We start from the raw sequence: 19,956 nt of genomic DNA on the forward strand, positions 1-19,956 counted from the left end.
CTTTGTAATAGGGATCATTCGGACTCGACCCTGCAAATGGTACGAAAAATGGTTCCGTTAGTCCAGTGGTACCTGAATCTCTTTTTCTGTCGGAACGTACTTGAGTACTGTCGTTTCCGGTCTGTCTGAACGGATGGCATTTTCGGTATGTGCGACAGAAGGAACGATTGATAGAGTAAGGCTTAGAGCTAACAGAATGTTGACGTAGTTGGTCTTTTTCATAGATAGAATCACTTCGAAAGCTGAATGTTACACATGTGTTGATCTTACAAGATTTGGATGATAGAATTACATGCATAGATTTATGATGTATTGTTTATCTAGGTATCTGCGGTTAAATCGGGAGGCACTATGAAAATCAATAAGGAGCTTTTGAAGGGCAGTACCGTTATCCTGATCTTGACGATGCTGGATCGAAAGGAAATGTACGGGTACGAGATCGCGAAAGCCATCGAGAAGGAGTCAAATGGTCTGTTTACGCTGAAAGAAGGGACGTTGTATCCGATCCTGCATGCGCTCGAAGCGGAGCGTTATGTGGAAGCGTATTGGGATGAGAAGGATGGGAGGAAGCGTAAATACTATCGGATTACGGCAGAAGGTCGTGGGCAATTGAAGGAGAAAAAGCTCGAGTGGCATACGTTCCGCGATGGGATTGATCGGGTGCTGGGAGAGGGAAGAGCATGAAGCAGACGAATACACATCCATTGATTGCAGACTATCTCGATCAAGTATGTCGCCATGTGCGGGCAACGGAAATGCATCGCAGAATTCGGGATGAGATGGAAAGTCACCTGCTAGATTTGATGGATGAGCAGATGGACGATGGCGTGGAAGAGGAAGAAGCAGTAAGGCAAGCCATTTTGCAAATGGGAGATTCTGCTGCGGTAGGGAAGCAACTGCATCGGATTTATAAGCCGAAAGTGGAGTGGAGGCTTTTAGCGTATGTGCTCGGCTTCCTTGTCGTTGGTCTGTTTACGATGTATGGAACTCCGGTCAATTACTTTACGGAAAAGGTGGACAGGTATTGGCTCTCTTCGTTAATGGGTGTCGGGCTAATGCTCACGATTGCTTTTACAGACTATCGCAAGCTGTTGCAGTATTCGTTTCATTTGTACGTGTTGCCTGTAGGTATGTTACTTTTTTTGATTTGGTACGAATATTACGTGCATGGAAATTTAATCTCGGATACTAGCCATTTCAGAAACATCCCCTTTGGACCGATTTCCATGTATCTGTTTCTAATAAGCATTGCAGGCATGCTCCTTACCAGGACGTGGCGTTTCCGGAGCACAGCCTCCAAGCTGATGGTGTTTGTTTTACTTCCCGCTATTCTCTTACTGATGACGCAATCGTATTTGCATCTCAAGCTTTACATATTTGGTTTCCTTGTACTTTTGATGTACACGAAGACAGTGCGGAAAGAAAAGCTCCTCCTATTCATCGCGTCTGTTGGTGCTTTTATCGGTGCTTGGCTTCTGGATAATTACACTTTTGAAAGAATTTTGGATTGGATGCAACCCACGAAAGATCCACAAGGCGGCGGTTACATGTATCTCCTAACGATGGAAACGATTCGCTCCGCTGGTTTTTGGGGCCATGGTTTCGGTGCTCCATCGCAAATGCCTCGAATAGACACAGCATTCAAGTTCGCGTATTTAATCCAAAGTTATGGCTGGTTTGGGGGACTCTTGATCTCGTTAGTCGTTGCCTTGTTTATGATGAGACTGGCGCGGGTTATCAAGGAAGTGGACGAGCCTTATGGAAAGCATCTCATTGTCAGTATCGTTCCTATATTCTCCTTGCACTTCTTTTGGCCACTGCTAATGTCAGTAGGAATGCTGCCAACTATAAGTGACCTTGTGATTCCTTTTCTAAGCTATAGTCTTATAGGTTTTGCTTTGATCAATTTTGCTATCCTCGGTCTCATTCTGAGTGTCCATCGTCATAGGAACTCGATCGGAAAACCACATACCTTCTTGGCAAAATAGCAATCCATAAGAAGCCTCGGGCAATCAGAAATGCTAGGATATAGACATCAAGGAAAAACAAACCCGAGGAGGAATCACACATGGCTTTGCAATCCAAACAGATTTTCGTCAATTTACCGGTCAAGGACCTCAACAAATCGATCGACTTCTTTACAGCAATCGGCTATGAATTCAACCCGCAATTTACAGATCAAAATGCAGCATGCCTAGTGATCAGCGAAAACATTTTTGCCATGCTGCTCGTCGAAGAGTTTTTCCAAACGTTTACGAAAAAAGAACTGACAGATGCAACGAGAAGCACCGAGGTGATTGTCGCGTTGTCGGCGGACAGCAGAGAGCAAGTCGATGAGATCGTAAATAAAGCATTAAACGCGGGGGCAACTCCATCGAAAGATCCGATTGACCACGGCTTCATGTACAGCTGGAGCTTTCAAGATTTGGACGGTCATCTGTGGGAGTTCTTGTATATGGATCAAGGCGCTGTTCCACAGGAATAAAAGACGTAGAAAACGAACTGAGGGCAAAAAGCATGGGATCGAAATGGTGATTCCAGCTTTTTGCCCTTTTTTGTCAATACTGGCACATCGTATGGTAAGCCCCACACTTTCCTTTTGACAATCTCTCGTGACATTTCGCTAGCTAAGCGTTATCTTGTACGTAATAACACATATGGGGTGAACGGATGCGCTTCTACTTAACATACATAAAAAAATACGGCGTAGTCGCCGGGATTTCCATGTTTTTCTTAGCTTTGGAGGCGGTATGTGATCTTTTGCAGCCGACAATCCTGTCGCACATTATCGATGCGGGTGTAGCAAACCGGGATTTGGATTACGTGCTCAAGACAGGCGGGCTGATGCTGCTCGTAACCGCGTTGGGGGCAGTTGCGGCATCAATCCGCAATGTGCTGGCCACATACGTTTCGCAAAACTTTGGTGCGCAGCTGCGCGCAGATTTGTTTTCAAAAGTGCAGTCCTTATCCTTTGAAAACTTGAACAAGTTCGACAGAGCCTCGCTCGTGACACGTCTGACCAATGACGTCAATCAAGTGCAGATGTTTGTAAACGGCATGATGCGAATATTCGTCAAAGCGCCGTTGATGTGCATTGGCGGGTTGTTTATGGCAACTCAATTGAACGTAGATTTGGCTGTGACTCTCGCAATTGTCGTACCTATTGTGGGATTGTTTATTTTCTTGAATATGAAAATTGGTTTTCCTTTTTTTCTGAAGGTGCAACAAGCACTTGACCGGGTGAATAGTACGATGCGTGAGTATTTATCTGGCGTACGAGTCGTTAAGGCATTCAATCGTTTTGATTTTGAACGTGGCAAATTTACACGGGCAAACGAAGAGCTGCAATCCAAATCAGTCTCGGCTACGCGAGTGATGTCCATCTTCAGTCCCGCGATCATGCTGACGATGAACCTCGGAATTGTCGCGGTCCTCTGGCTTGGGGGGGTTGGCGTTAAACAAGGAAGCATCGAAGTCGGACATATCATCGCGTTTACGAACTACATGACGCAAATTCTGTTTTCACTCATGATGATTTCCTTAGTATTTAACATGTTTGTGCGGGCCAAAGCATCAGCGGGACGCATCGGAGAAGTATTTGCTGAAGAAAACCAAATGAGCTGGAAAGAGGAACAACCTCACGAGTTTCCAGGCAAAAGGGGACGCATCGACTTCGAGCAGGTTAGCTTCTCGTATGACGGTGGGAGCGGACAGCCGGTACTCAAGCAGATTTCGTTTACTTGTCTGCCAGGAGAGACAGTGGGGATTATCGGCTCGACAGGCTCGGGAAAAAGCAGTCTGGTCAGCTTGATCCCGCGGTTTTACGATGTAACAGAAGGGACGATTCGGGTAGATGGCATGGATGTACGAGACATCGAACCCAAGCGATTACGTGAAAAAATGGCGATCGTACCGCAAAAAACAATGCTATTTACAGGCACGGTGATGGAAAACATTCGTTGGGGCAAGGCAGAGGCGACCCGCGAGGAGGTCGAGCAAGCGGCACGTATGGCGCAGGCTCACGATTTCATCTCCACCACTCCTGAAGGCTATGAGACACGCGTAGGGCAGGGAGGAGTCAACTTCTCTGGAGGACAGAAGCAGCGTATTTCCATAGCCAGAGCATTGGTGAAAAAGCCGGATATCCTCATTCTCGACGACAGTACAAGTGCGGTAGATGTGGCGACAGAAGGGAAGATTAAGGATGCACTTCGAGCCTATGCGGCTGGCCTCACCTGCATCTTGATCGCACAGCGGATCACGTCTGTCATGGATGCGGATAAAATCATCGTGCTCGACAATGGGGAAGTCGCTGGCATCGGTACGCATGACGAGTTGATGACATCTTGTCAGGTCTATCAGGAAATCTTTCAGTCACAAATCGGTCGGGAGGTGAAGTAAGGTGAGTCAACAGAAACAACAACCTGTCTTTTCACCGAGACCTGGACGAGGCTTTGGACATGGTGCTGCCAGAGGTCCAGTGAGTAAGCCCAAGAATTTTTCGGCTACGCTAAAAAGGCTCTGGCAAGCTTTTGGCAAAGAAAAGAAGCTGCTGCCGATTGTATTCGGCATAGTATTTGTCGATGCACTACTCATGCTGTCTGCACCTTATTTGATCGGAAAGTCGATTGATACGATGACAGGTGGCGAGGAAGCTCTTAGCTTTTTGTCTATCTTCATTCTTGCCTTGCTCGGCTCCTACATCTTGGATGGGGCACTGACGTTTTTGCAAAGCTGGTTGATGGCAGGCATCTCGCAACGGATCGTCACGAATCTGAGGCAAGCCCTTTTTGACAAGCTGCAAAAGCTGCCGATTGCTTATTTCGACGCTCGCACGCACGGGGAGTTAATGAGCAGGCTCACGAATGATATCGACAACGTCAGCAACTCCATCTCTCAATCCACAACGCAGTTGATGTCAGGAGGGATCGTACTACTCGGTTCTCTGGTGATGATGCTCGTCTTGTCTCCGATCCTGACACTCGCATGCCTGATCACGGTGCCACTTGTGTTTCTGCTCACACGAACGATTGCCAAACGAACGAGTGTACTGTTCAAAAATCAGCATATGGAGCTGGGCAAGCTGAATGGGCACATTGAAGAGACGATTTCAGGCATTCAGGTGGTGCAGGCCTTCAATTATGAGCAAAAAGCTATTGAGGACTTTACGACGATCAATGACCGGCTCTGCAAGGTCGGGATGAAGGCACAGGTATGGACGGGCTTTCTCATGCCGATCATGAACGTGATTAACAACCTCGGCTTTGCCATGGTAGCGATCGTCGGAGGTGTACTCGCTGTAAAAGGACTGATCACAGTAGGTGTGATTGCGAGCTTTCTCAGCTATTCCCGACAGTTTGTCCGCCCGCTGAACGACCTCGCGAACATTTTCAATGTGCTTCAATCCGGTGTTGCTGGGGCGGAGCGGGTGTTTGAGGTATTGGATGAACAAGAGGAGCCATTGGATTCTCCGGGTGCCACTGTGCTTGCACAGCCCAAGGGTCACGTCGTGTTTGATCAGGTCAGCTTTGGCTATCGTCCGGATCAACCGATTTTGAAAAATATTAGCTTCGAGGCACAGGCAGGGAGTACCATCGCGTTAGTCGGTCCGACGGGTGCAGGCAAGACCACCATCGTGAATTTGCTCACGCGGTTTTACGATGTGACCTCAGGTACGATTTATTTGGATGGAAAAGACATTCGGGAGTATTCGCGGGACAGCTTGCGGCGCAGCTTTGGCTTTGTTTTGCAGGATACGTACTTGTTTTCGGGTACTATCAAGGAAAATATTATGTACGGCAAGCCCGATGCGACAGATACGGAGGTAGTCGCCGCTGCGAAAATGGCGAATGCGGACGTGTTCATCAATCGGCTGCCGATGCGTTATGATACGATGCTGACGGAAAATGGGGGCAACCTGAGTCAGGGACAACGCCAGCTTTTGGCGATTGCCCGCGTTATACTCGCCAAGCCGTCGCTGCTCATACTCGACGAGGCGACTAGCAGCATTGACACACGGACAGAGCTGAATATCCAAGATGCGCTCCTCACCATTATGGAGGGACGTACGAGCTTTGTGATTGCGCATAGGCTGGGTACAATTCGGGATGCCGACACGATTATGGTCGTGGATCGGGGAGAGATCGTGGAAAAAGGCAGTCACGATGAACTCATCCTGCAAAAAGGTACCTATTATCAATTGTTTTACAACCAGTTTAAAAATCTAGAGGCTGCTGGGGAATAACAGAGCACCCCGTCCAAACACGGAAATGACGTGGAGGACGGGGTGCTTTTTTATCGGTTAGGATGCTCGTTTGCTGGCGGCGATCAATAAGAAGATCGGCCGACGGAGTTCGTCTCGCATCCCGGGTATATCCAGCATTTCTTCAGGAGGGCCAGGTTCAGCGACTTTTGTTAGGTGAAATTCGGCAGCAAGGAGATCGTTCATATAGCTCGAAAACGTTCGGTGGTACTTGACGACTTCATGATCCAGAAAGGTGGTTTGCCGGATGCCTTCCTGCTGATAGTTGTCCACTGGCCAGTGTATTCGTTCGCCCCCGGGTCCGTAATGCCAGTCCTGTTCAGCTAGAGCAGTGAAGACGGGATGCTCCACGGAGAAAACGAAGGAACCTCCAGGAGCAAGACAGTGATAAACACGCTGGCAAAGCAAGTCAAAGCGCTCCACATAATGGATGGCCAAGGAGCTGATGATGACGTCGAATGCCTCTGGAGCAAAATCGATGTCTTCAATCGGAAGACGCAGATACTCGATGGCGGGATCAGTTGTCGTCTCTCTGGCACGAGCCAGCATTTTTTCGGAAAGGTCCACACCCACAACGGAGCGGGCCTGTTGCTCACGCGCATATCGGCAGTGCCAGCCGAAGCCACAGCCAAGATCGAGGACCTTTTTCTCGCGAAGGGAAGGCAGTAGCTCCCGAAACGCGTGCCATTCTCCCGCGGCGTTCAGTCCCTCAATCGAACGAGCCATTTGACTGTATGTGGTGAAAAAGCCTTGCTCATCGTATTTGTTCTGTTTCATCCGTTCAAAACCTCCTGGGTCGGGTCGTAGGCTTGGAGTAGTTCCCGCAGCGCTTGCTTGACGTCCCCTTGAAACGATCCACCGTGATAGCAAATCAACTGCTCGATGTCATATTCGAGTAAGTGGTAGACAGAGCGAATCGCTTCCTGCATATCCAGCGTATAGGACGGATTGGCGATTTTGAGTCTACCGTTTTCGATCACAACAGCATCTCCGGCAATCAGCGTTTTGCTTGCGATCAAATACAACGAAATATGTCCCGGCATATGTCCAGGTGTGTGAATGATCTTGATGCCGCCACACCAAGGTAGACGTTCGTGATTCGTTACGGTTCGATCAATCTCAGTGGGCTCGATGGACTGCAAAAAGCGAATAAATTCCTTAGCGTGCTGCTTTTCACCAGACGACAGATGATCCAGTGTCGCTTGCGCCTGCTCCAATCGCAAAGAAGTTTTTTGTCCGGCGATATACGGTGCTTCGCATTCGTAGGCGATGATTTCGAGGTGCGGATAGGCTCGTTTTAATGCTGCCAAAGAACCGATGTGATCCATATCGTGATGCGTCACAATGACCTTCGTAAGGTCGTCGAGCGTAAGCTGTTGCTTGTGTGCAGCCTCCTGAAGCAGTGGCAAAAAGTCTGGATAACCACAGTCCACAAGGATCATTTCATGCTCATCCTGCAGCAGCACAGGGGTAATGATCTGTGGAGAACCATTGTACATAAACGAAATGTCGAGAAAGTGAATCTGGTTCATACGTTGTTCCTCCTGACTGACTGATCTTACAAAGGAGTGTAACGCAATTGGGAAACAGACACACGGTCGACCTTTTCTCTGTCTCATTTATGTCCACGAATAATGCGCCGAATACTGTGTTCGGTCAAGTAATGTTTCCGGGCGAGCATTTTGACAGAAGCCCCTTCGTGAAATGCCTGCCAAATCGCTTGATTGCGCTCGTTTAGCCACTGCTTTGTGTCTGTAGAGGCGCCCCATTGTCGTTTGTTTTCGTGGTGGATCGGGATGTACAAATAACTTCCTTGTACATAATGCTGAATTTGCCGCAGCAGATCGTCTGGCAATAGGTCTTGTGCATTTTTGTATTTCATGTGCTTTGCTCCTGTCTATATAGCGTGATGTGCGTATATAGATGAGCAAAGAGATCCTCAACTCAATATGTGGAAAGGCTCTGAACCAAGAGAAAGCGGAACTCTTTGCTCAGAGCCGCATTCGGCTCTTCGTACATAAGGGTCTAGCATATGAATCATCTCCCTTCTTGATTCTATAGTAGTGAGAAAGGGGAGTTCCTTCAATAAACATCTTTTCCTTGATTGCGAAAGAAAGGGTAAGATGAGAGGGATGCGTAGATTTGTTTTTCGGATAGGGGATGAGAAAAAATGAGTCTTGGAGGTTTTCAGAGCGGCTTTTCCGCCCGCAAGGTACCACGTTCGGAAGTGCGGTGGGGACAGTTTTTAATATGCGATCACGGGTGTGAGGAAGTCATCCAATTGATTTCGCATGTATCTGGTGAAGTCGAATTTGAGCTATGCAAAATCGAGGCAGAGCGTATGGCACGCGTTCTTTTAGAAGCATCGAAAGCATAGCGCTCATGACATGTATTTTTCATAAATTTCTTGAAACTTATAGCCCACTCCCTCGTATAAATGAATGAGCATGTATAGATAGAGGGAGGACGAGTATGAGCGACAAAAATGTTGTAAAAATGAGTCCCTTTCAAGCTGGAGGAAAGCTAATCGCAACGATTGTGATACTGGTCGTGTTGGTCTTACTTGGCACGCAATCTTTTACGATTATTTCCGCAGGGCATAGTGGAGTTGTACTGCAACTGGGAGCGGTACAGCCAAAAGTGCTGCAAGAGGGCATGCATTTTAAAATTCCGTTCATCCAAACCGTGGTGCCGATGGAAGTGCGAGTGCAAAAATCAGAAATGAGCCAGACTTCTGCTTCACGTGACCTGCAAACCGTATCTACGACGATTGCCGTTAACCATCATTTGGATGCAGAAAATGTCAATAAGCTGTATCAGCAAGTGGGATTAGAGTACAATAGCCGAATTGTTGATCCTGCCATTGCCGAATCATTTAAAGCCGTGACCGCTCAATACACAGCAGAGGAACTGGTATCCAAACGTTCCGAGGTCAGCCAAAAGGTAAAAGAAGTCCTGCATAAAAAGCTGGCTAACTATAACATCATCCTCGACGAAATCAATATTCGCGAGTTTACTTTCAGTGATGAATTCAACCGCGCCATTGAATCCAAGCAGGTGGCTGAGCAGCAAGCACTCAAATCTAAGCTGGACCTGGAGCGGATCAAGATCGAGAAAGAGCAGGAAATCACGAGAGCAGAAGCACAGGCACAAGCTCTGCGTCTGCAAAAGCAAGAGGTTACGCCAGAGCTGATTCAGCTCAGACAGATTGAGGCGCAACTCGAAGCGATCCGCAAATGGGATGGAAAGCTGCCGAATGTAACAGGTGGAGCTACTCCGTTTATCAACGTGGGTTCCCAATAACCGAATAAATGAACAAAGCCACTCCCTTTATAAGGAGTGGCTTTGTTTTTAGTTGCGGATGAGATAATCAAAAGCTCCCAAAGCCGCAGTAGCACCAGATCCCATCGAAATGATGATCTGTTTATAAGCACTGTTCGTGCAATCACCGGCAGCAAAAACACCAGGGATGTTTGTAGAACCATGGCTGTCTACCACGATTTCACCAAAGCGAGTGCGCTCAATCGTGTCGCCCAACCAATCTGTATTTGGTACCAGACCGATCTGTACAAACACACCTTGTAATTCAATGTGCTTGGTTTCACCTGTCTCACGTTCGAGGTAAGAAATACCGTTTACTTTATCCGTACCCGTAATTTCTTTGGTTTGAACGTTTTTGAGTACAGTGACATTCGGCAGACTGTAGAGACGATCTTGCAATACCGCGTCAGCTTTCAGCTCTGGCGAGAATTCCAGAACGGTTACATGCTTCACAATACCTGCGAGATCAATCGCTGCTTCCACACCTGAATTACCGCCGCCAACAACTGCGACATCTTTGCCTATGAACAAAGGACCGTCGCAGTGAGGGCAATACGCTACACCCTTGTTCTTGAACTCTGCTTCACCTGGTACACCCAAATTCCGCCAACGAGCACCTGTCGACAAGATGACTGTCTTACTCTTCAGAACAGCGCCGTTTTCAAGTTCAATTTCGATCAGATCCTTCTTCTCTAAACGCTTGGCACGTTGCAGCTTCATGACATCAATGCCATACTCTTTTACTTGTTTCTCCAAGTTGGCTGCGAGCTGAGGACCTTCAATGTATTTCACACTGATGAAGTTCTCAATGCCCAATGTGTCATTGACTTGACCGCCAAGGCGTTCAGCAACGAGGCCAGTACGAATCCCTTTGCGTGCTGCATAGATCGCCGCACTTGCACCTGCTGGGCCACCGCCCACAACAAGCACATCATAAGGGTCTTTATTGTCAAACTCAGATGCGTCTGGAGCAGAACCCAGCTTGGCAAGAATTTCTTCCACAGTCATACGACCGCTTTCGAAAAATTCACCATTGAGGTAAACGCTCGGCACAGCCATCACGTTTTTGCTCTCTACCTCGTCCGTGAATACGGCACCGTCAATCATTGTATGAGTAATACCAGGATTGAAGATACTCATCAAGTTCAGAGCTTGGACAACATCTGGACAATTGTGGCAACTCAAGCTGATGTAAGATTCGAACTTATATTCACCACGAAGTTCTTTGATTTGATCAATGACACTTTGCTCGACCTTTGGAGCTCTTCCGCTAACTTGCAAGAGAGCCAATACCAAGGAAGTAAATTCGTGACCAAGTGGAGTACCAGCAAAAACGACGCCAGTATCTTCACCGACACGGTTTACGCTAAAGCTAGGTGTGCGAGTTAATGCTGCTTTCTCCACACTGATCTTCAAAGACATGCTGGCTAACTCATCAATCAGTGCAAGCATCTCAGAAGATGCCTCATCGGTGCCTGCACTGACTTTGAGTACAATATCGCCTTCCAAGAGCTCGAGATATTGTTCTAGTTGCGCTTTGATTTCTTGGTCAAGGGCCATTTTATATCACACCTTAAATTTTGCCTACGAGATCAAGGCTTGGTTTCAATGTTTTGCCACCTTCTTGCCATTTTGCTGGGCAAACTTCACCTGGATTGTTGCGAACATATTGTGCTGCTTTGATTTTGTTGATCAGAGCACTTGCATCACGGCCAATGCCACCTGCAGTAATCTCAACAGCTTGAACGACACCGTCTGGGTCGATGATGAATGTACCGCGATCTGCCAGACCTTCAGCTTCGATCAATACATCGAAGTTGCGGGAGATAACATGGGAAGGATCGCCGATCATGATGTATTCTACTTTACCGATGGCTTCAGAGCTTGCGTGCCATGCTTTATGAGTGAAGTGAGTATCTGTAGAAACGGAGTATACTTCAACACCGAGTTCTTTCAAAGTTGCATATTGGTTTTGCAGATCTTCGAGTTCAGTAGGGCAAACGAAAGTAAAGTCTGCTGGGTAGAAGCAAACTACGCTCCATTGACCTTTGAAGTTGGCTTCTGTTACTTCGAGGAATTTACCTTTTTGGAATGCTTGTGCTTTAAAAGGCAATACTTCAGTTCCGATGAGTGACATAGTGTTAGCTCCTTTATATGTTTTTTTGTATAGTACATATTCAGGACATGCGTAACGAGGCATGCTTGAATATAATTTACAATGATTATTATTTAATAAATGATTCAGTAAGTCAAGTTTTTTATAATGATTATAATGTGATAATTTTTACAAGCCGTTTTCTCCATCATTTAGTATGATTCGAATGGCATAAGAGTATTCGTTTGCTGTATGAAAAATTGACGAATCGTCCGTAGAAACCGGGCGGATTGTTTTACGTATGAATTAAAGAGCGAATTGAGAGCGTAATAAACATACAGGAGTGATGATATGCCATCTCCAATTAGCGCACCGCAAAAATGCTTGTCCAAGGATGCGTTCAAAGTACAACTGATGACTGAGGGGATTACGGCAGTGATCGGGTTGGTTATTTTGGCCGTCCTTTATTATCTAGATGATCGTTTTGCCTGGAAGGAATGGATCGGATGGAGTTTGCACGGATTGCTCGTGATCGGTGTGATCGCGATGATTTGGTCTTTTGTCGAACCGTATTTTTTATATAAAAGCTGGCGGTATGATATCGACGAAGATTTCTTGCAATTGAAATTCGGGGTGATCACAGAGAGACATTTCCTTGTCCCTATGACGAAAATCCAAGCAGTTTCAACGAAGCAAGGACCGATTTTACGAAAGTACGGATTGTACACCATCTCGATAAAAACAATGGGGTCCTCGCACGAAATTCCAGGACTGCCGGGGGATGTCGCTTCTCAATTAAGAGAACAGATTGCACACTACGCCAAATTAAAGGAAGTGGAGTAGTGATGGAAGCAAAACGATACCATCTACTAAATATCCTTTTTGATCTCATCACCCAAGTAAAGCATCTGTTTTTTCCTGCGTTGATTCTGTTTGTGTTCAATCGTGATTCGACGAACGCATTCATTTCGTATGGGAGAATTGTGTTTTACATCTATGTAGTAGGGATGCTGGTCTATCTGGTTTTGAAATGGTTTTCGTACAAATATAGGCTGGATGATACGGCTTTCCATCTTTACCAAGGAATTTTTACAAAGACAAAGCAAACGATCCCCTTTGCCAAAATCCAAAACGTCAATCGACATACGACGTTGCTGCACCGGATTTTCAAGGTGACTTCCATTCGATTTGAGACAGGGATGGTTGGGGATGATTCTACCGTGGAATTCGCGGTGATTTCTTTAAACGAAGCGGATCGACTGGAGGCTTACACGAAACAGGCAGTGCGAGTAGAGAAAGAGCCTGAAGCAGAAGGGAAAGAAGGAGACGCGACCTCTTTGGAGGAAATCGGTACGCCGTACATCACTCCTGAGCGAATCATTCACTTTGCGCCAACGAAAAAAGAGATTATCAAGGCTTCCTTCACTTCTCTCAGCTTCCTCGGGATGATTACGTTACTACTATGGGCGTATTTCAAACTCACCGAATATATCGACGTGGAGGAGCAGGTAGTAGGTATTTATTCGCTTATTACGAGCTCATGGACATTGATTACGCTGACAGCCGTTGGACTTCTGGTCCTATCCATCGTATTCGGTATGGTCACGACTTACATTCGTTACGGAAAATATGAGATATCGTCGGATCATGAGCGAATTTACATTGCCAAAGGAGTTATCGAAGAAACAGCTTTTTCGATCGCAAAAGAGAGAGTGCAGGCGATTAAAATCAAGCAATCCTTGTTAAAGCGCATGCTGGGTCTCGCCGAAGTCAAGCTGACGGTTGTCGGCGGGGATAGTGATTCGGAGAAAGATAAACAGGATGTCAGCTCACTCTATCCATTTTTACCGGTAAAACGTGCGTATGAGATGATCTCAGAAATATTGCCTGCGTATGAAGTGACGGAAGAAATGACGAGTCTCCCAATCAAATCGTTATGGGTTCGCTTGGTCAGATCATGCTGGATTTGGATGATAGGAACAGGTGCGCTTTCCTATTTCAAGCCGAATATTTGGGGATGGGAGCAAGCATGGTGGATCATATCCATTGCGTTGACACTGTTCGTTCTGGTCTTCGAGGTCATTGAATTCTACAACACGCGATACACCTTGAATGATCACTTCATCCAGTTCCAAACAGGGAGCTTAACCACAACATTATTTGTCTCCAAACGAGAAAAGATTATTGAGGTCAACGTCAAAAGAGACCTTCTTCAAAAGCAGTTAGGTCTCGCTTCTATCAAAACGGTCAATCGCGCCAAACCAGTGAGTCATAAAGGCGTAACAGATGTGCCGATTGAGTTGGCGGAAGGGTTTTATCAGTGGTATATGGGACGTAGAAAAGAGATTAAAGTAGAGTAGAAGAAGAGGGAACGTAGAAGGAAAAGGCGAATCTTTTCCCTCTACGTTCTTGTGCTTTCAAACAGCTCCAGCCACTCCCCATCCGGACCTTTGAAGAACATATAACGCGAACCGTTTGGTAGTGTGGTTATTTCCTGATCGATAAAGGATACATGTAGTTGCTTCAAACGGTCGATTTCAGCTTCGAGGTTGTCTACAGAAAACGCAAGGTGGTGGACCTTGCCCTCTACCGGCAGTGAATCGCTATATCCTTGAATGAGCTCCAGCTCTGTCTCTGTCCCCGGAAATCCAAGAAAAGCGAGGGTAATGACTCCGTTGGAATGAGCGAGCTTTCCTTTTAGCTCCATCCCAATCACTTCGGTGTAAAAGGCAATGGATGCCTCCAAATCTTTTACCATCAAACCCACATGCTCCAGCTTTTTGATTGCCATATTCGTTCGTTCCTTTCCACAGGTATGATTTTTTCTATTGTAGAAGAATTTGTAGGAAAAGTCTGTATGCGCAAACAGTCAGGATGGGTTTTCTGTTGAAAAACATGGCTATAATTTGGATATAGTGGAAATTTTGTCATCCTCGGGGTGGAGCATGGAGTCAATTGTGGAAATAGTTGCGAGAGTAGTACTGGCTTTTGCGATCATGATGATCATTACACGGATGCTGGGGAAGCAGACGATCGCGCAAATGACGTATCACGACTTTGTCGCGGCGATTACTTTGGGGGCGTTGACAGCCAATCTTGCCTTTAACAATATGATCAAAATCTCGCATATGATCGTGGTGTTACTCACTTTTAGTGGCATCGCCTATTCGCTCATGATCCTCTCTCTGAAAAGCCGAAAGTGCGAAAATGGTTTTCGGGCCAGCCGACGGTGATCATCCAGAATGGAAGAATTCTCGAAGATAACATGCGCAAGCTGAAGCTGTCTTTGGATACGCTGAATCAAGAGCTGAGGGAGAGAAACATTTTTAATATCGAAGAAGTTCAATATGCTGTGCTGGAGTTGAATGGAGAGGTATCGGTCCTGCGAAAGCCGCAGTTTCTGCCTGTCACACGCGGAGACTTAAAGCTGAAAACGGGGAATAGGCAGGCATTCCCGATTGAATTAATCATGGATGGCCAAATCATCCAGAGCAATTTACGCCAACATAGCCTGACCATCGAGTGGCTACTCTCACAGGTGGGCAAAAAAGGCTTGAGCGTCGCGGAAGTGAATTACGCCGTGATTAGCTCCAATGGACAAATTTACTTCGATCCGTATAAGGACGGTATCACCAATCCGATCGACAAAGAATAAGGATTCGCAAAAAAACCTCCAAGATGGAGGTTTTTCACTTGCTCGAGTATTGGCGGAGTGTCCCTGTTTGCTTCAAATAGTTATAAAATCTGTGCAAAATAGTGACAGCTTCTGCACGAGTCAGCATTTCTCCACCCTCGAACTTGCCGTTCCAGGCAGTCATGATCCCTGTTTTTTGCAAAAGGGCGAGATTAGTTCCAATGATTCCACTGTAGTCATCCGTAAACAAGATTTCATCGCCATCTTGGCCAAAGAGAAGCGGATACAGGATGTTAGTTTGGTCTCTCCCATCTTCGTTGTACCGACCATCCTCCTGGAAAAAGTCTTCAGGAGAGTTTGGGTCAAGCGAATACTGACTCAAGACGATGGGAATATCCCGCATGCCAGAAAGGATTTGTAAGACCTCTGCCGCTGGAATGTCTTGGTTTTCTAACATAAAGACGGGCAGGACGTTCGCCGCACCAATTCGATTTAGTTTGGTGTCTGGGAAAAAAAAGTAGCCATTGGACGAATAGCGGACAGCGTTCCACCAGTCTCTTGTGACGATCGAGCTGATCTCTGTGTACGCCCAGTGATTTTTAGGCACGTCTGCAAATTTCTCGATGTGATAGCTGCTGTAATCTGTTTTTTTGTTAGCCTTGTACGGTCTATATTGATCAAACAGGCGATAAATCATGACAGTCATTTCTGCCTTGTCGACCAATCTGTCAGGTTGGAAGCGACCGTCAGGATAACCACTAACCACACCCTTATCTACCATGAAGGAGATCGAATTCATGGCCCAACCGTATTTCTTCGGATCGACATCATTAAATTTCGGTGCAGCATGAGAAACTGCGGGATATATACCAGATAATCCGAGAATGAGTGCAAGTAACACTGTGATGACTTTCATATGTTCTCCTCTCTTTTTTCTATGAAATGGTAAAGATTATCCTTCTAGTATACTATCCGGCGATGGAAATGGAATGCGCTCTGCAAGAACAGATGTGACGATATGCAGCGAGTCAAACTCGCCAGACGAAGCCGCGATGATTGGTGGTTTAGAAGGAAACAGTTGCTTGTTTATTTCATGGGGAGAAAGCCCTTGGCTATGCAAATGCAGGATTTCCCCAGACAGATTCTCCAAATGCCCCAGCTTTTGTTGCAAGCGTATTTTCCCGTCTGGATGATAGCCGGAATGGGCGCAAAAGATCGACTTGAAGTCACAAGCCAGTACCGTACGAAGGGAATTCATCAAGGTGGGGATCGATTCTTCTCGTAGTATGACCTTCGTTTTCACACCCATAAAAAGATCGCCGCAGAACAAGCGACCGGTCCTTTCGTCCAGCAAAGCTATATGGTCATGAGCATGGCCGGGGGTATAAAGCACCTTCCATTTCGTAGAGCGAGAGTGATGGACGTCACCCAAAGGTTGGGCCACAAACGGATCACGAATCCCCCAAGTAAGCTTACGGTAGAAAGGATACTGTGCTTTTTGTGAGCAAATATCGACTCCTTTTTCGTGAATGAAAAGAGGGACCTGCTTGTGCTGGGCAATCCACGAGGCGGTACCGACATGGTCTTCATGGCTGTGCGTCAGTACGACCGAATCAAACGAGGCTTCCTGAAGCCTGTGAACGAGAGCTTGCTCGAGTACTTTCGGGCCAGTATCAACCAGCATGCCATCCGTCACATAAACATAAATTCCTGATTCCCAATCCCCTACGCGAACAATCCCTGCCAGACATGCCACGTCTTCATGATGATGAATGTGAATCATACCGCACACCTCCCATAGTAATGGAATCATTATACTATTGAATGAGTATTCAGTCATTTCTGATTGCGATCGACACTCATCCTATATCTCTGTATCGTGTATGATGAATAGGGATGATTGCTCGTATGAGGTGAAAACATGAATGCATTGCCGATAAATGAAGTATTGCCAGAGCTGGTAAACACGCTGCGCAAAGAGACAAACGCAGTGTTGGTCGCTGCTCCGGGTGCGGGGAAGACGACGCGGGTACCACTGGCCTTGCGTGAAGAAGCTTGGTTACAAAATCGACGAATTGTCATGCTGGTCCCACGCCGACTGGCCGCACGTCAAGCTGCTACCTACATGGCTGCCTTGTTGGGTGAGGCAGTTGGACAAACGGTCGGATACCGGGTCAAGCGTGAATCAAGAGTAGGTCCAGACACACGGATTGAAGTGATTACAGAAGGAATTTTAACGAGAATGCTACAGGATGATCCGGAGCTATCTGATGTCGGTCTTGTTATTTTCGACGAGTTTCACGAACGGAATTTGCACGCAGATTTAGGGCTGGCCCTTAGTCTTCAGGCACAAAGCTTGTTTCGGGAAGACCTGCGAATTCTCGTGATGTCCGCTACGCTCGATGCCGAACCCGTGTCAGCCTTGCTGGGGAATGCTCCCGTTGTCAATAGTAAAGGCAGGATGTTTCCAGTGGAGACGCACTTTTTGACTTCCCCGATGGAGGGGCGTCTGGAAGAGGTCGTTGTCCAGATGATCTTCCAAGCGTTGAGACAAGAAGAGGGAGATATGCTCGTCTTTTTACCGGGAGCCAAAGAAATTCACCGCGTGCAAGAGTTGCTTGAACAAAGCGGTGTGGGCACGAACTTACGGATTGCGCCTCTTTACGGAAATTTGTCGCAGGAGGAACAAGATAAGGCGATCCAGCCCGGGAAAACAGGGGAGCGCAAAATTGTCCTTGCTACCACGATTGCCGAGACGAGCTTGACGGTCGAGGGTGTGCGCATCGTGATTGACAGTGGATTAAAACGGGTCCCGCGCTTTTCTCCACGAACAGGGATGACGAGACTGGAGACTGCAAAGGTATCGAAAGCATCTGCTGACCAACGCCGAGGAAGGGCTGGACGACTTGCGCCAGGGGTCTGCTTTCGACTGTGGACAGAGCAAGAAGATCGCATGCTCATTCCACAGCAGGCACCTGAAATCATGGAAGCGGATCTGGCTGTGCTCGCTTTGGAGCTGGCTCTATGGGGAGTCGGGTCGTCGGACGAGTTGGATTGGCTGAATCCCCCGCCGAAGGCAGCGATGGCACAGGCTCAAGAGCTGCTACATCAACTGGGCGCATTAGATGAGAGCAAGCAGATCACACCACATGGACGAGTGCTCGCTGGGATGGGGGTACATCCGAGATTGGGCCACATGATTCAGAAAGCGAATGAACTGGGGCATGGTGAATTGGCTTGCGAGCTCGCTGTCCTCTTGGAAGAACGCGATATTGTGAGGGGGCGCCATGCTTCAGCAGATGCGGATATGCGTACGCGTGTTGAACTGCTTCGTCAGGTAGCGAACAAACAGAGTGGGGCAGTGGAGCTTCCGATTGATGTAGGAGCATGCAAAAGACTTTGGAAAGAGGCGGCGTACTTCAAACGGGTATGGATAAACAACAAGCCTAGTGACACTTCCACTCGTACAGAAGCGACAGGAAGACTGCTGGCGTTTGCGTACCCGGATCGGATTGCCCAGCGAAGGGCAGATGGACGTTATTTGCTTCGCAATGGGCGTGGGGCAGCTTTTTCCGTGCAGCAGCCACTGATTGCTTCGCCGTATATTGTGGCAGCAGAACTCGATGACCAGGGCGCAGACAGTCGGATATTACTGGCGGCTAGCGTGGCAGAAAGCGAGCTGTTGAATGATTGTACGATGCAGATTACCGAACGAATGAACGTATGGTGGGAGCATACAGCAGGGGCAGTTCGCAGCCGTAAGCAAAAACGGCTGGGGGCGATCCTGTTGGCGGATATACCTGCGGAGGCTTCGACAGATGAGGTGTTAACCGCGTTTTTGGACGGAATAAAAGAAGAAGGCTTGGAGATTTTGCCGTGGAATCGGCAGGCGAGACAGTATCGGGAGCGTTTGTTGTTTATGCATCGTCTGGAGGAAGACTGGCCGAATGTGGAAGAGGAGGCACTGCTTACTTCCTTGGAGGAATGGCTCGCTCCCCATGTGTATGGTTTCAAAAGAAAGGAAGACTTGCAGTCGCTGACAGTGACGACGTTGCTGGAGAGTATGCTGTCATGGGAGCAGCGCAGACAACTAGACGAATACGCTCCGACTCATGTGATCGTCCCAAGCGGTTCCAAAATTCCTGTCGATTACAGTGATCCAGCGGCACCGGTGCTTTCGGTCCGGTTACAGGAGTTGTTTGGTTGGCAAGACTCTCCGAGAATAGGCAGAGGCAGAGTACCACTGACATTGCACTTGCTTTCACCAGCTCATCGTCCGGTACAAGTGACACGGGACTTGGCGAGCTTTTGGGCACATGCGTATTTTGAGGTGAAAAAAGATTTGAAGGGGCGTTATCCCAAGCATTATTGGCCAGATGATCCGCTAGCGGCCATTCCGACAAACCGAACGCGTCCACGCATATAAATCGATTTGTTAGGTATATTCGGGCATAGGGAGGGACTCGGCGTCAGGTGAAATTTCCCATTTTGCTAGTTCCATGTTCGTGAGTCACGTCAATTGTGAAACCTTCTTCGTGCTCGGGCACGTCAGGAAGATACCGTGAATCACGTACTACCCCCTCTACCTTTATTATGCTGCCTGTTGATCAGGCGGTTTTTTTTTGAAAAAATGCAGACTTGATT

General features: G+C 47.3%; 19 protein-coding genes and 1 pseudogene. 11 read left to right on the forward strand and 9 right to left on the reverse strand.

The features are described 5' to 3' along the window. Nucleotides 1–57: 57 nt before the first annotated feature. Nucleotides 58–222, reverse strand: coding sequence for a hypothetical protein (locus tag C7R92_RS32635; RefSeq protein ID WP_244195606.1), 165 nt, complete (start codon nucleotides 220–222; stop codon nucleotides 58–60). A gap of 129 nt (nucleotides 223–351) precedes the next feature. Here C7R92_RS32635 and C7R92_RS00895 point away from each other — a divergent pair, with 129 nt between their 5' ends. From C7R92_RS00895 to C7R92_RS00915, 5 genes are all read left to right on the forward strand, one after another. After that, nucleotides 352–684, forward strand: a complete 333-nt coding sequence (locus C7R92_RS00895) for a PadR family transcriptional regulator (RefSeq protein ID WP_048031793.1) — start codon at nucleotides 352–354, stop codon at nucleotides 682–684. After that, the gene (locus C7R92_RS00900) at nucleotides 681–1,988 is read left to right on the forward strand and encodes an FtsW/RodA/SpoVE family cell cycle protein (RefSeq protein WP_106832897.1); all 1,308 of its coding nucleotides are present in this window, start codon (nucleotides 681–683) and stop codon (nucleotides 1,986–1,988) included. Before C7R92_RS00895 ends, C7R92_RS00900 begins: the two co-directional genes overlap by 4 nt. Before the next feature lie 80 nt (nucleotides 1,989–2,068). Beyond that, complete coding sequence (locus C7R92_RS00905) at nucleotides 2,069–2,485, forward strand: VOC family protein (RefSeq protein ID WP_106832898.1); 417 nt, start codon at nucleotides 2,069–2,071, stop codon at nucleotides 2,483–2,485. Nucleotides 2,486–2,670: 185 nt separating this feature from the next. Beyond that, the gene (locus tag C7R92_RS00910; protein ID WP_106832899.1) at nucleotides 2,671–4,401 is read left to right on the forward strand and encodes an ABC transporter ATP-binding protein; all 1,731 of its coding nucleotides are present in this window, start codon (nucleotides 2,671–2,673) and stop codon (nucleotides 4,399–4,401) included. A 1-nt stretch (nucleotide 4,402) separates the two neighbouring features. Then, on the forward strand, nucleotides 4,403–6,244 hold the full coding sequence (locus C7R92_RS00915; protein ID WP_106832900.1) for an ABC transporter ATP-binding protein: 1,842 nt from the start codon (nucleotides 4,403–4,405) through the stop codon (nucleotides 6,242–6,244). Between the two features lie 57 nt (nucleotides 6,245–6,301). Here C7R92_RS00915 and C7R92_RS00920 read toward each other — a convergent pair whose 3' ends face one another. From C7R92_RS00920 to C7R92_RS00930, 3 genes are all read right to left on the reverse strand, one after another. Then, nucleotides 6,302–7,039, reverse strand: a complete 738-nt coding sequence (locus C7R92_RS00920; protein ID WP_106832901.1) for a class I SAM-dependent methyltransferase — start codon at nucleotides 7,037–7,039, stop codon at nucleotides 6,302–6,304. Further along, a complete protein-coding gene (locus tag C7R92_RS00925; RefSeq protein ID WP_106832902.1) occupies nucleotides 7,036–7,794 on the reverse strand; it encodes an MBL fold metallo-hydrolase in 759 nt (252 codons plus the stop codon). Before C7R92_RS00925 ends, C7R92_RS00920 begins: the two co-directional genes overlap by 4 nt. A gap of 83 nt (nucleotides 7,795–7,877) precedes the next feature. Beyond that, nucleotides 7,878–8,144 (reverse strand): CD3324 family protein, encoded by a 267-nt coding sequence (locus tag C7R92_RS00930; protein WP_106832903.1) that lies wholly within the window; start codon nucleotides 8,142–8,144, stop codon nucleotides 7,878–7,880. A gap of 288 nt (nucleotides 8,145–8,432) precedes the next feature. On the opposite strand from C7R92_RS00930, the gene C7R92_RS00935 reads away from it, so the two are divergent. Further along, nucleotides 8,433–8,639: a hypothetical protein gene (locus C7R92_RS00935; protein WP_069845820.1), complete on the forward strand. Its 207-nt coding sequence runs from the start codon at nucleotides 8,433–8,435 to the stop codon at nucleotides 8,637–8,639. 95 nt (nucleotides 8,640–8,734) lie between these two features. Continuing rightward, a complete protein-coding gene (locus tag C7R92_RS00940) occupies nucleotides 8,735–9,565 on the forward strand; it encodes a prohibitin family protein (RefSeq protein ID WP_069845818.1) in 831 nt (276 codons plus the stop codon). 48 nt (nucleotides 9,566–9,613) lie between these two features. Here the strand turns inward: C7R92_RS00940 and ahpF are convergent, their stop codons facing one another. After that, on the reverse strand, nucleotides 9,614–11,143 hold the full coding sequence (gene ahpF / locus C7R92_RS00945; protein WP_106832904.1) for an alkyl hydroperoxide reductase subunit F: 1,530 nt from the start codon (nucleotides 11,141–11,143) through the stop codon (nucleotides 9,614–9,616). A gap of 13 nt (nucleotides 11,144–11,156) precedes the next feature. Continuing rightward, on the reverse strand, nucleotides 11,157–11,720 hold the full coding sequence (gene ahpC, locus C7R92_RS00950) for an alkyl hydroperoxide reductase subunit C (RefSeq protein WP_106832905.1): 564 nt from the start codon (nucleotides 11,718–11,720) through the stop codon (nucleotides 11,157–11,159). A 309-nt stretch (nucleotides 11,721–12,029) separates the two neighbouring features. On the opposite strand from ahpC, the gene C7R92_RS00955 reads away from it, so the two are divergent. Continuing rightward, nucleotides 12,030–12,521 carry a PH domain-containing protein gene (locus C7R92_RS00955; RefSeq protein ID WP_106832906.1) on the forward strand — a complete coding sequence of 164 codons (492 nt, stop codon included), beginning with the start codon at nucleotides 12,030–12,032 and terminating at the stop codon, nucleotides 12,519–12,521. Nucleotides 12,522–12,523: 2 nt separating this feature from the next. Continuing rightward, a complete protein-coding gene (locus C7R92_RS00960) occupies nucleotides 12,524–14,038 on the forward strand; it encodes a PH domain-containing protein (RefSeq protein ID WP_244195607.1) in 1,515 nt (504 codons plus the stop codon). Between the two features lie 41 nt (nucleotides 14,039–14,079). On the opposite strand, the gene C7R92_RS00965 is transcribed toward C7R92_RS00960, so the two are convergent. Further along, complete coding sequence (locus C7R92_RS00965; RefSeq protein ID WP_106832908.1) at nucleotides 14,080–14,469, reverse strand: VOC family protein; 390 nt, start codon at nucleotides 14,467–14,469, stop codon at nucleotides 14,080–14,082. 154 nt (nucleotides 14,470–14,623) lie between these two features. Here C7R92_RS00965 and C7R92_RS00970 point away from each other — a divergent pair. Further along, a pseudogene (locus C7R92_RS00970) lies at nucleotides 14,624–15,333 on the forward strand (DUF421 domain-containing protein). A gap of 34 nt (nucleotides 15,334–15,367) precedes the next feature. Here C7R92_RS00970 and C7R92_RS00975 read toward each other — a convergent pair. Both C7R92_RS00975 and C7R92_RS00980 read right to left on the reverse strand, forming a co-directional pair. Continuing rightward, entirely contained in the window at nucleotides 15,368–16,228 is an 861-nt protein-coding gene (locus C7R92_RS00975) for an S-layer homology domain-containing protein (protein ID WP_106832909.1), read from the reverse strand. Between the two features lie 36 nt (nucleotides 16,229–16,264). Then, nucleotides 16,265–17,095: an MBL fold metallo-hydrolase gene (locus C7R92_RS00980; protein ID WP_106832910.1), complete on the reverse strand. Its 831-nt coding sequence runs from the start codon at nucleotides 17,093–17,095 to the stop codon at nucleotides 16,265–16,267. A 138-nt stretch (nucleotides 17,096–17,233) separates the two neighbouring features. Here C7R92_RS00980 and hrpB point away from each other — a divergent pair, with 138 nt between their 5' ends. Next, nucleotides 17,234–19,738, forward strand: coding sequence for an ATP-dependent helicase HrpB (hrpB, locus tag C7R92_RS00985; protein ID WP_106832911.1), 2,505 nt, complete (start codon nucleotides 17,234–17,236; stop codon nucleotides 19,736–19,738). Nucleotides 19,739–19,956 lie beyond the last annotated feature (218 nt).

It is taken from the genome of Brevibacillus porteri (assembly GCF_003013475.1).
In the GTDB taxonomy this organism is placed as follows: Bacteria; Bacillota; Bacilli; order Brevibacillales; family Brevibacillaceae; genus Brevibacillus; species Brevibacillus porteri.

What these genes read in the sequence shown, in the direction of transcription:
- C7R92_RS32635 (WP_244195606.1), bottom strand. Translation starts at nt 222, where the DNA reads ATGAAAAAGACCAACTACGTCAACATTCTGTTAGCTCTAAGCCTTACT.
- C7R92_RS00895 (WP_048031793.1), top strand. Translation starts at nt 352, where the DNA reads ATGAAAATCAATAAGGAGCTTTTGAAGGGCAGTACCGTTATCCTGATC.
- C7R92_RS00900 (WP_106832897.1), top strand. Translation starts at nt 681, where the DNA reads ATGAAGCAGACGAATACACATCCATTGATTGCAGACTATCTCGATCAA.
- C7R92_RS00905 (WP_106832898.1), top strand. Translation starts at nt 2,069, where the DNA reads ATGGCTTTGCAATCCAAACAGATTTTCGTCAATTTACCGGTCAAGGAC.
- C7R92_RS00910 (WP_106832899.1), top strand. Translation starts at nt 2,671, where the DNA reads ATGCGCTTCTACTTAACATACATAAAAAAATACGGCGTAGTCGCCGGG.
- C7R92_RS00920 (WP_106832901.1), bottom strand. Translation starts at nt 7,039, where the DNA reads ATGAAACAGAACAAATACGATGAGCAAGGCTTTTTCACCACATACAGT.
- C7R92_RS00925 (WP_106832902.1), bottom strand. Translation starts at nt 7,794, where the DNA reads ATGAACCAGATTCACTTTCTCGACATTTCGTTTATGTACAATGGTTCT.
- C7R92_RS00930 (WP_106832903.1), bottom strand. Translation starts at nt 8,144, where the DNA reads ATGAAATACAAAAATGCACAAGACCTATTGCCAGACGATCTGCTGCGG.
- C7R92_RS00935 (WP_069845820.1), top strand. Translation starts at nt 8,433, where the DNA reads ATGAGTCTTGGAGGTTTTCAGAGCGGCTTTTCCGCCCGCAAGGTACCA.
- C7R92_RS00940 (WP_069845818.1), top strand. Translation starts at nt 8,735, where the DNA reads ATGAGCGACAAAAATGTTGTAAAAATGAGTCCCTTTCAAGCTGGAGGA.
- ahpF (WP_106832904.1), bottom strand. Translation starts at nt 11,143, where the DNA reads ATGGCCCTTGACCAAGAAATCAAAGCGCAACTAGAACAATATCTCGAG.
- ahpC (WP_106832905.1), bottom strand. Translation starts at nt 11,720, where the DNA reads ATGTCACTCATCGGAACTGAAGTATTGCCTTTTAAAGCACAAGCATTC.
- C7R92_RS00955 (WP_106832906.1), top strand. Translation starts at nt 12,030, where the DNA reads ATGCCATCTCCAATTAGCGCACCGCAAAAATGCTTGTCCAAGGATGCG.
- C7R92_RS00960 (WP_244195607.1), top strand. Translation starts at nt 12,524, where the DNA reads ATGGAAGCAAAACGATACCATCTACTAAATATCCTTTTTGATCTCATC.
- C7R92_RS00965 (WP_106832908.1), bottom strand. Translation starts at nt 14,469, where the DNA reads ATGGCAATCAAAAAGCTGGAGCATGTGGGTTTGATGGTAAAAGATTTG.
- C7R92_RS00975 (WP_106832909.1), bottom strand. Translation starts at nt 16,228, where the DNA reads ATGAAAGTCATCACAGTGTTACTTGCACTCATTCTCGGATTATCTGGT.
- C7R92_RS00980 (WP_106832910.1), bottom strand. Translation starts at nt 17,095, where the DNA reads ATGATTCACATTCATCATCATGAAGACGTGGCATGTCTGGCAGGGATT.
- hrpB (WP_106832911.1), top strand. Translation starts at nt 17,234, where the DNA reads ATGAATGCATTGCCGATAAATGAAGTATTGCCAGAGCTGGTAAACACG.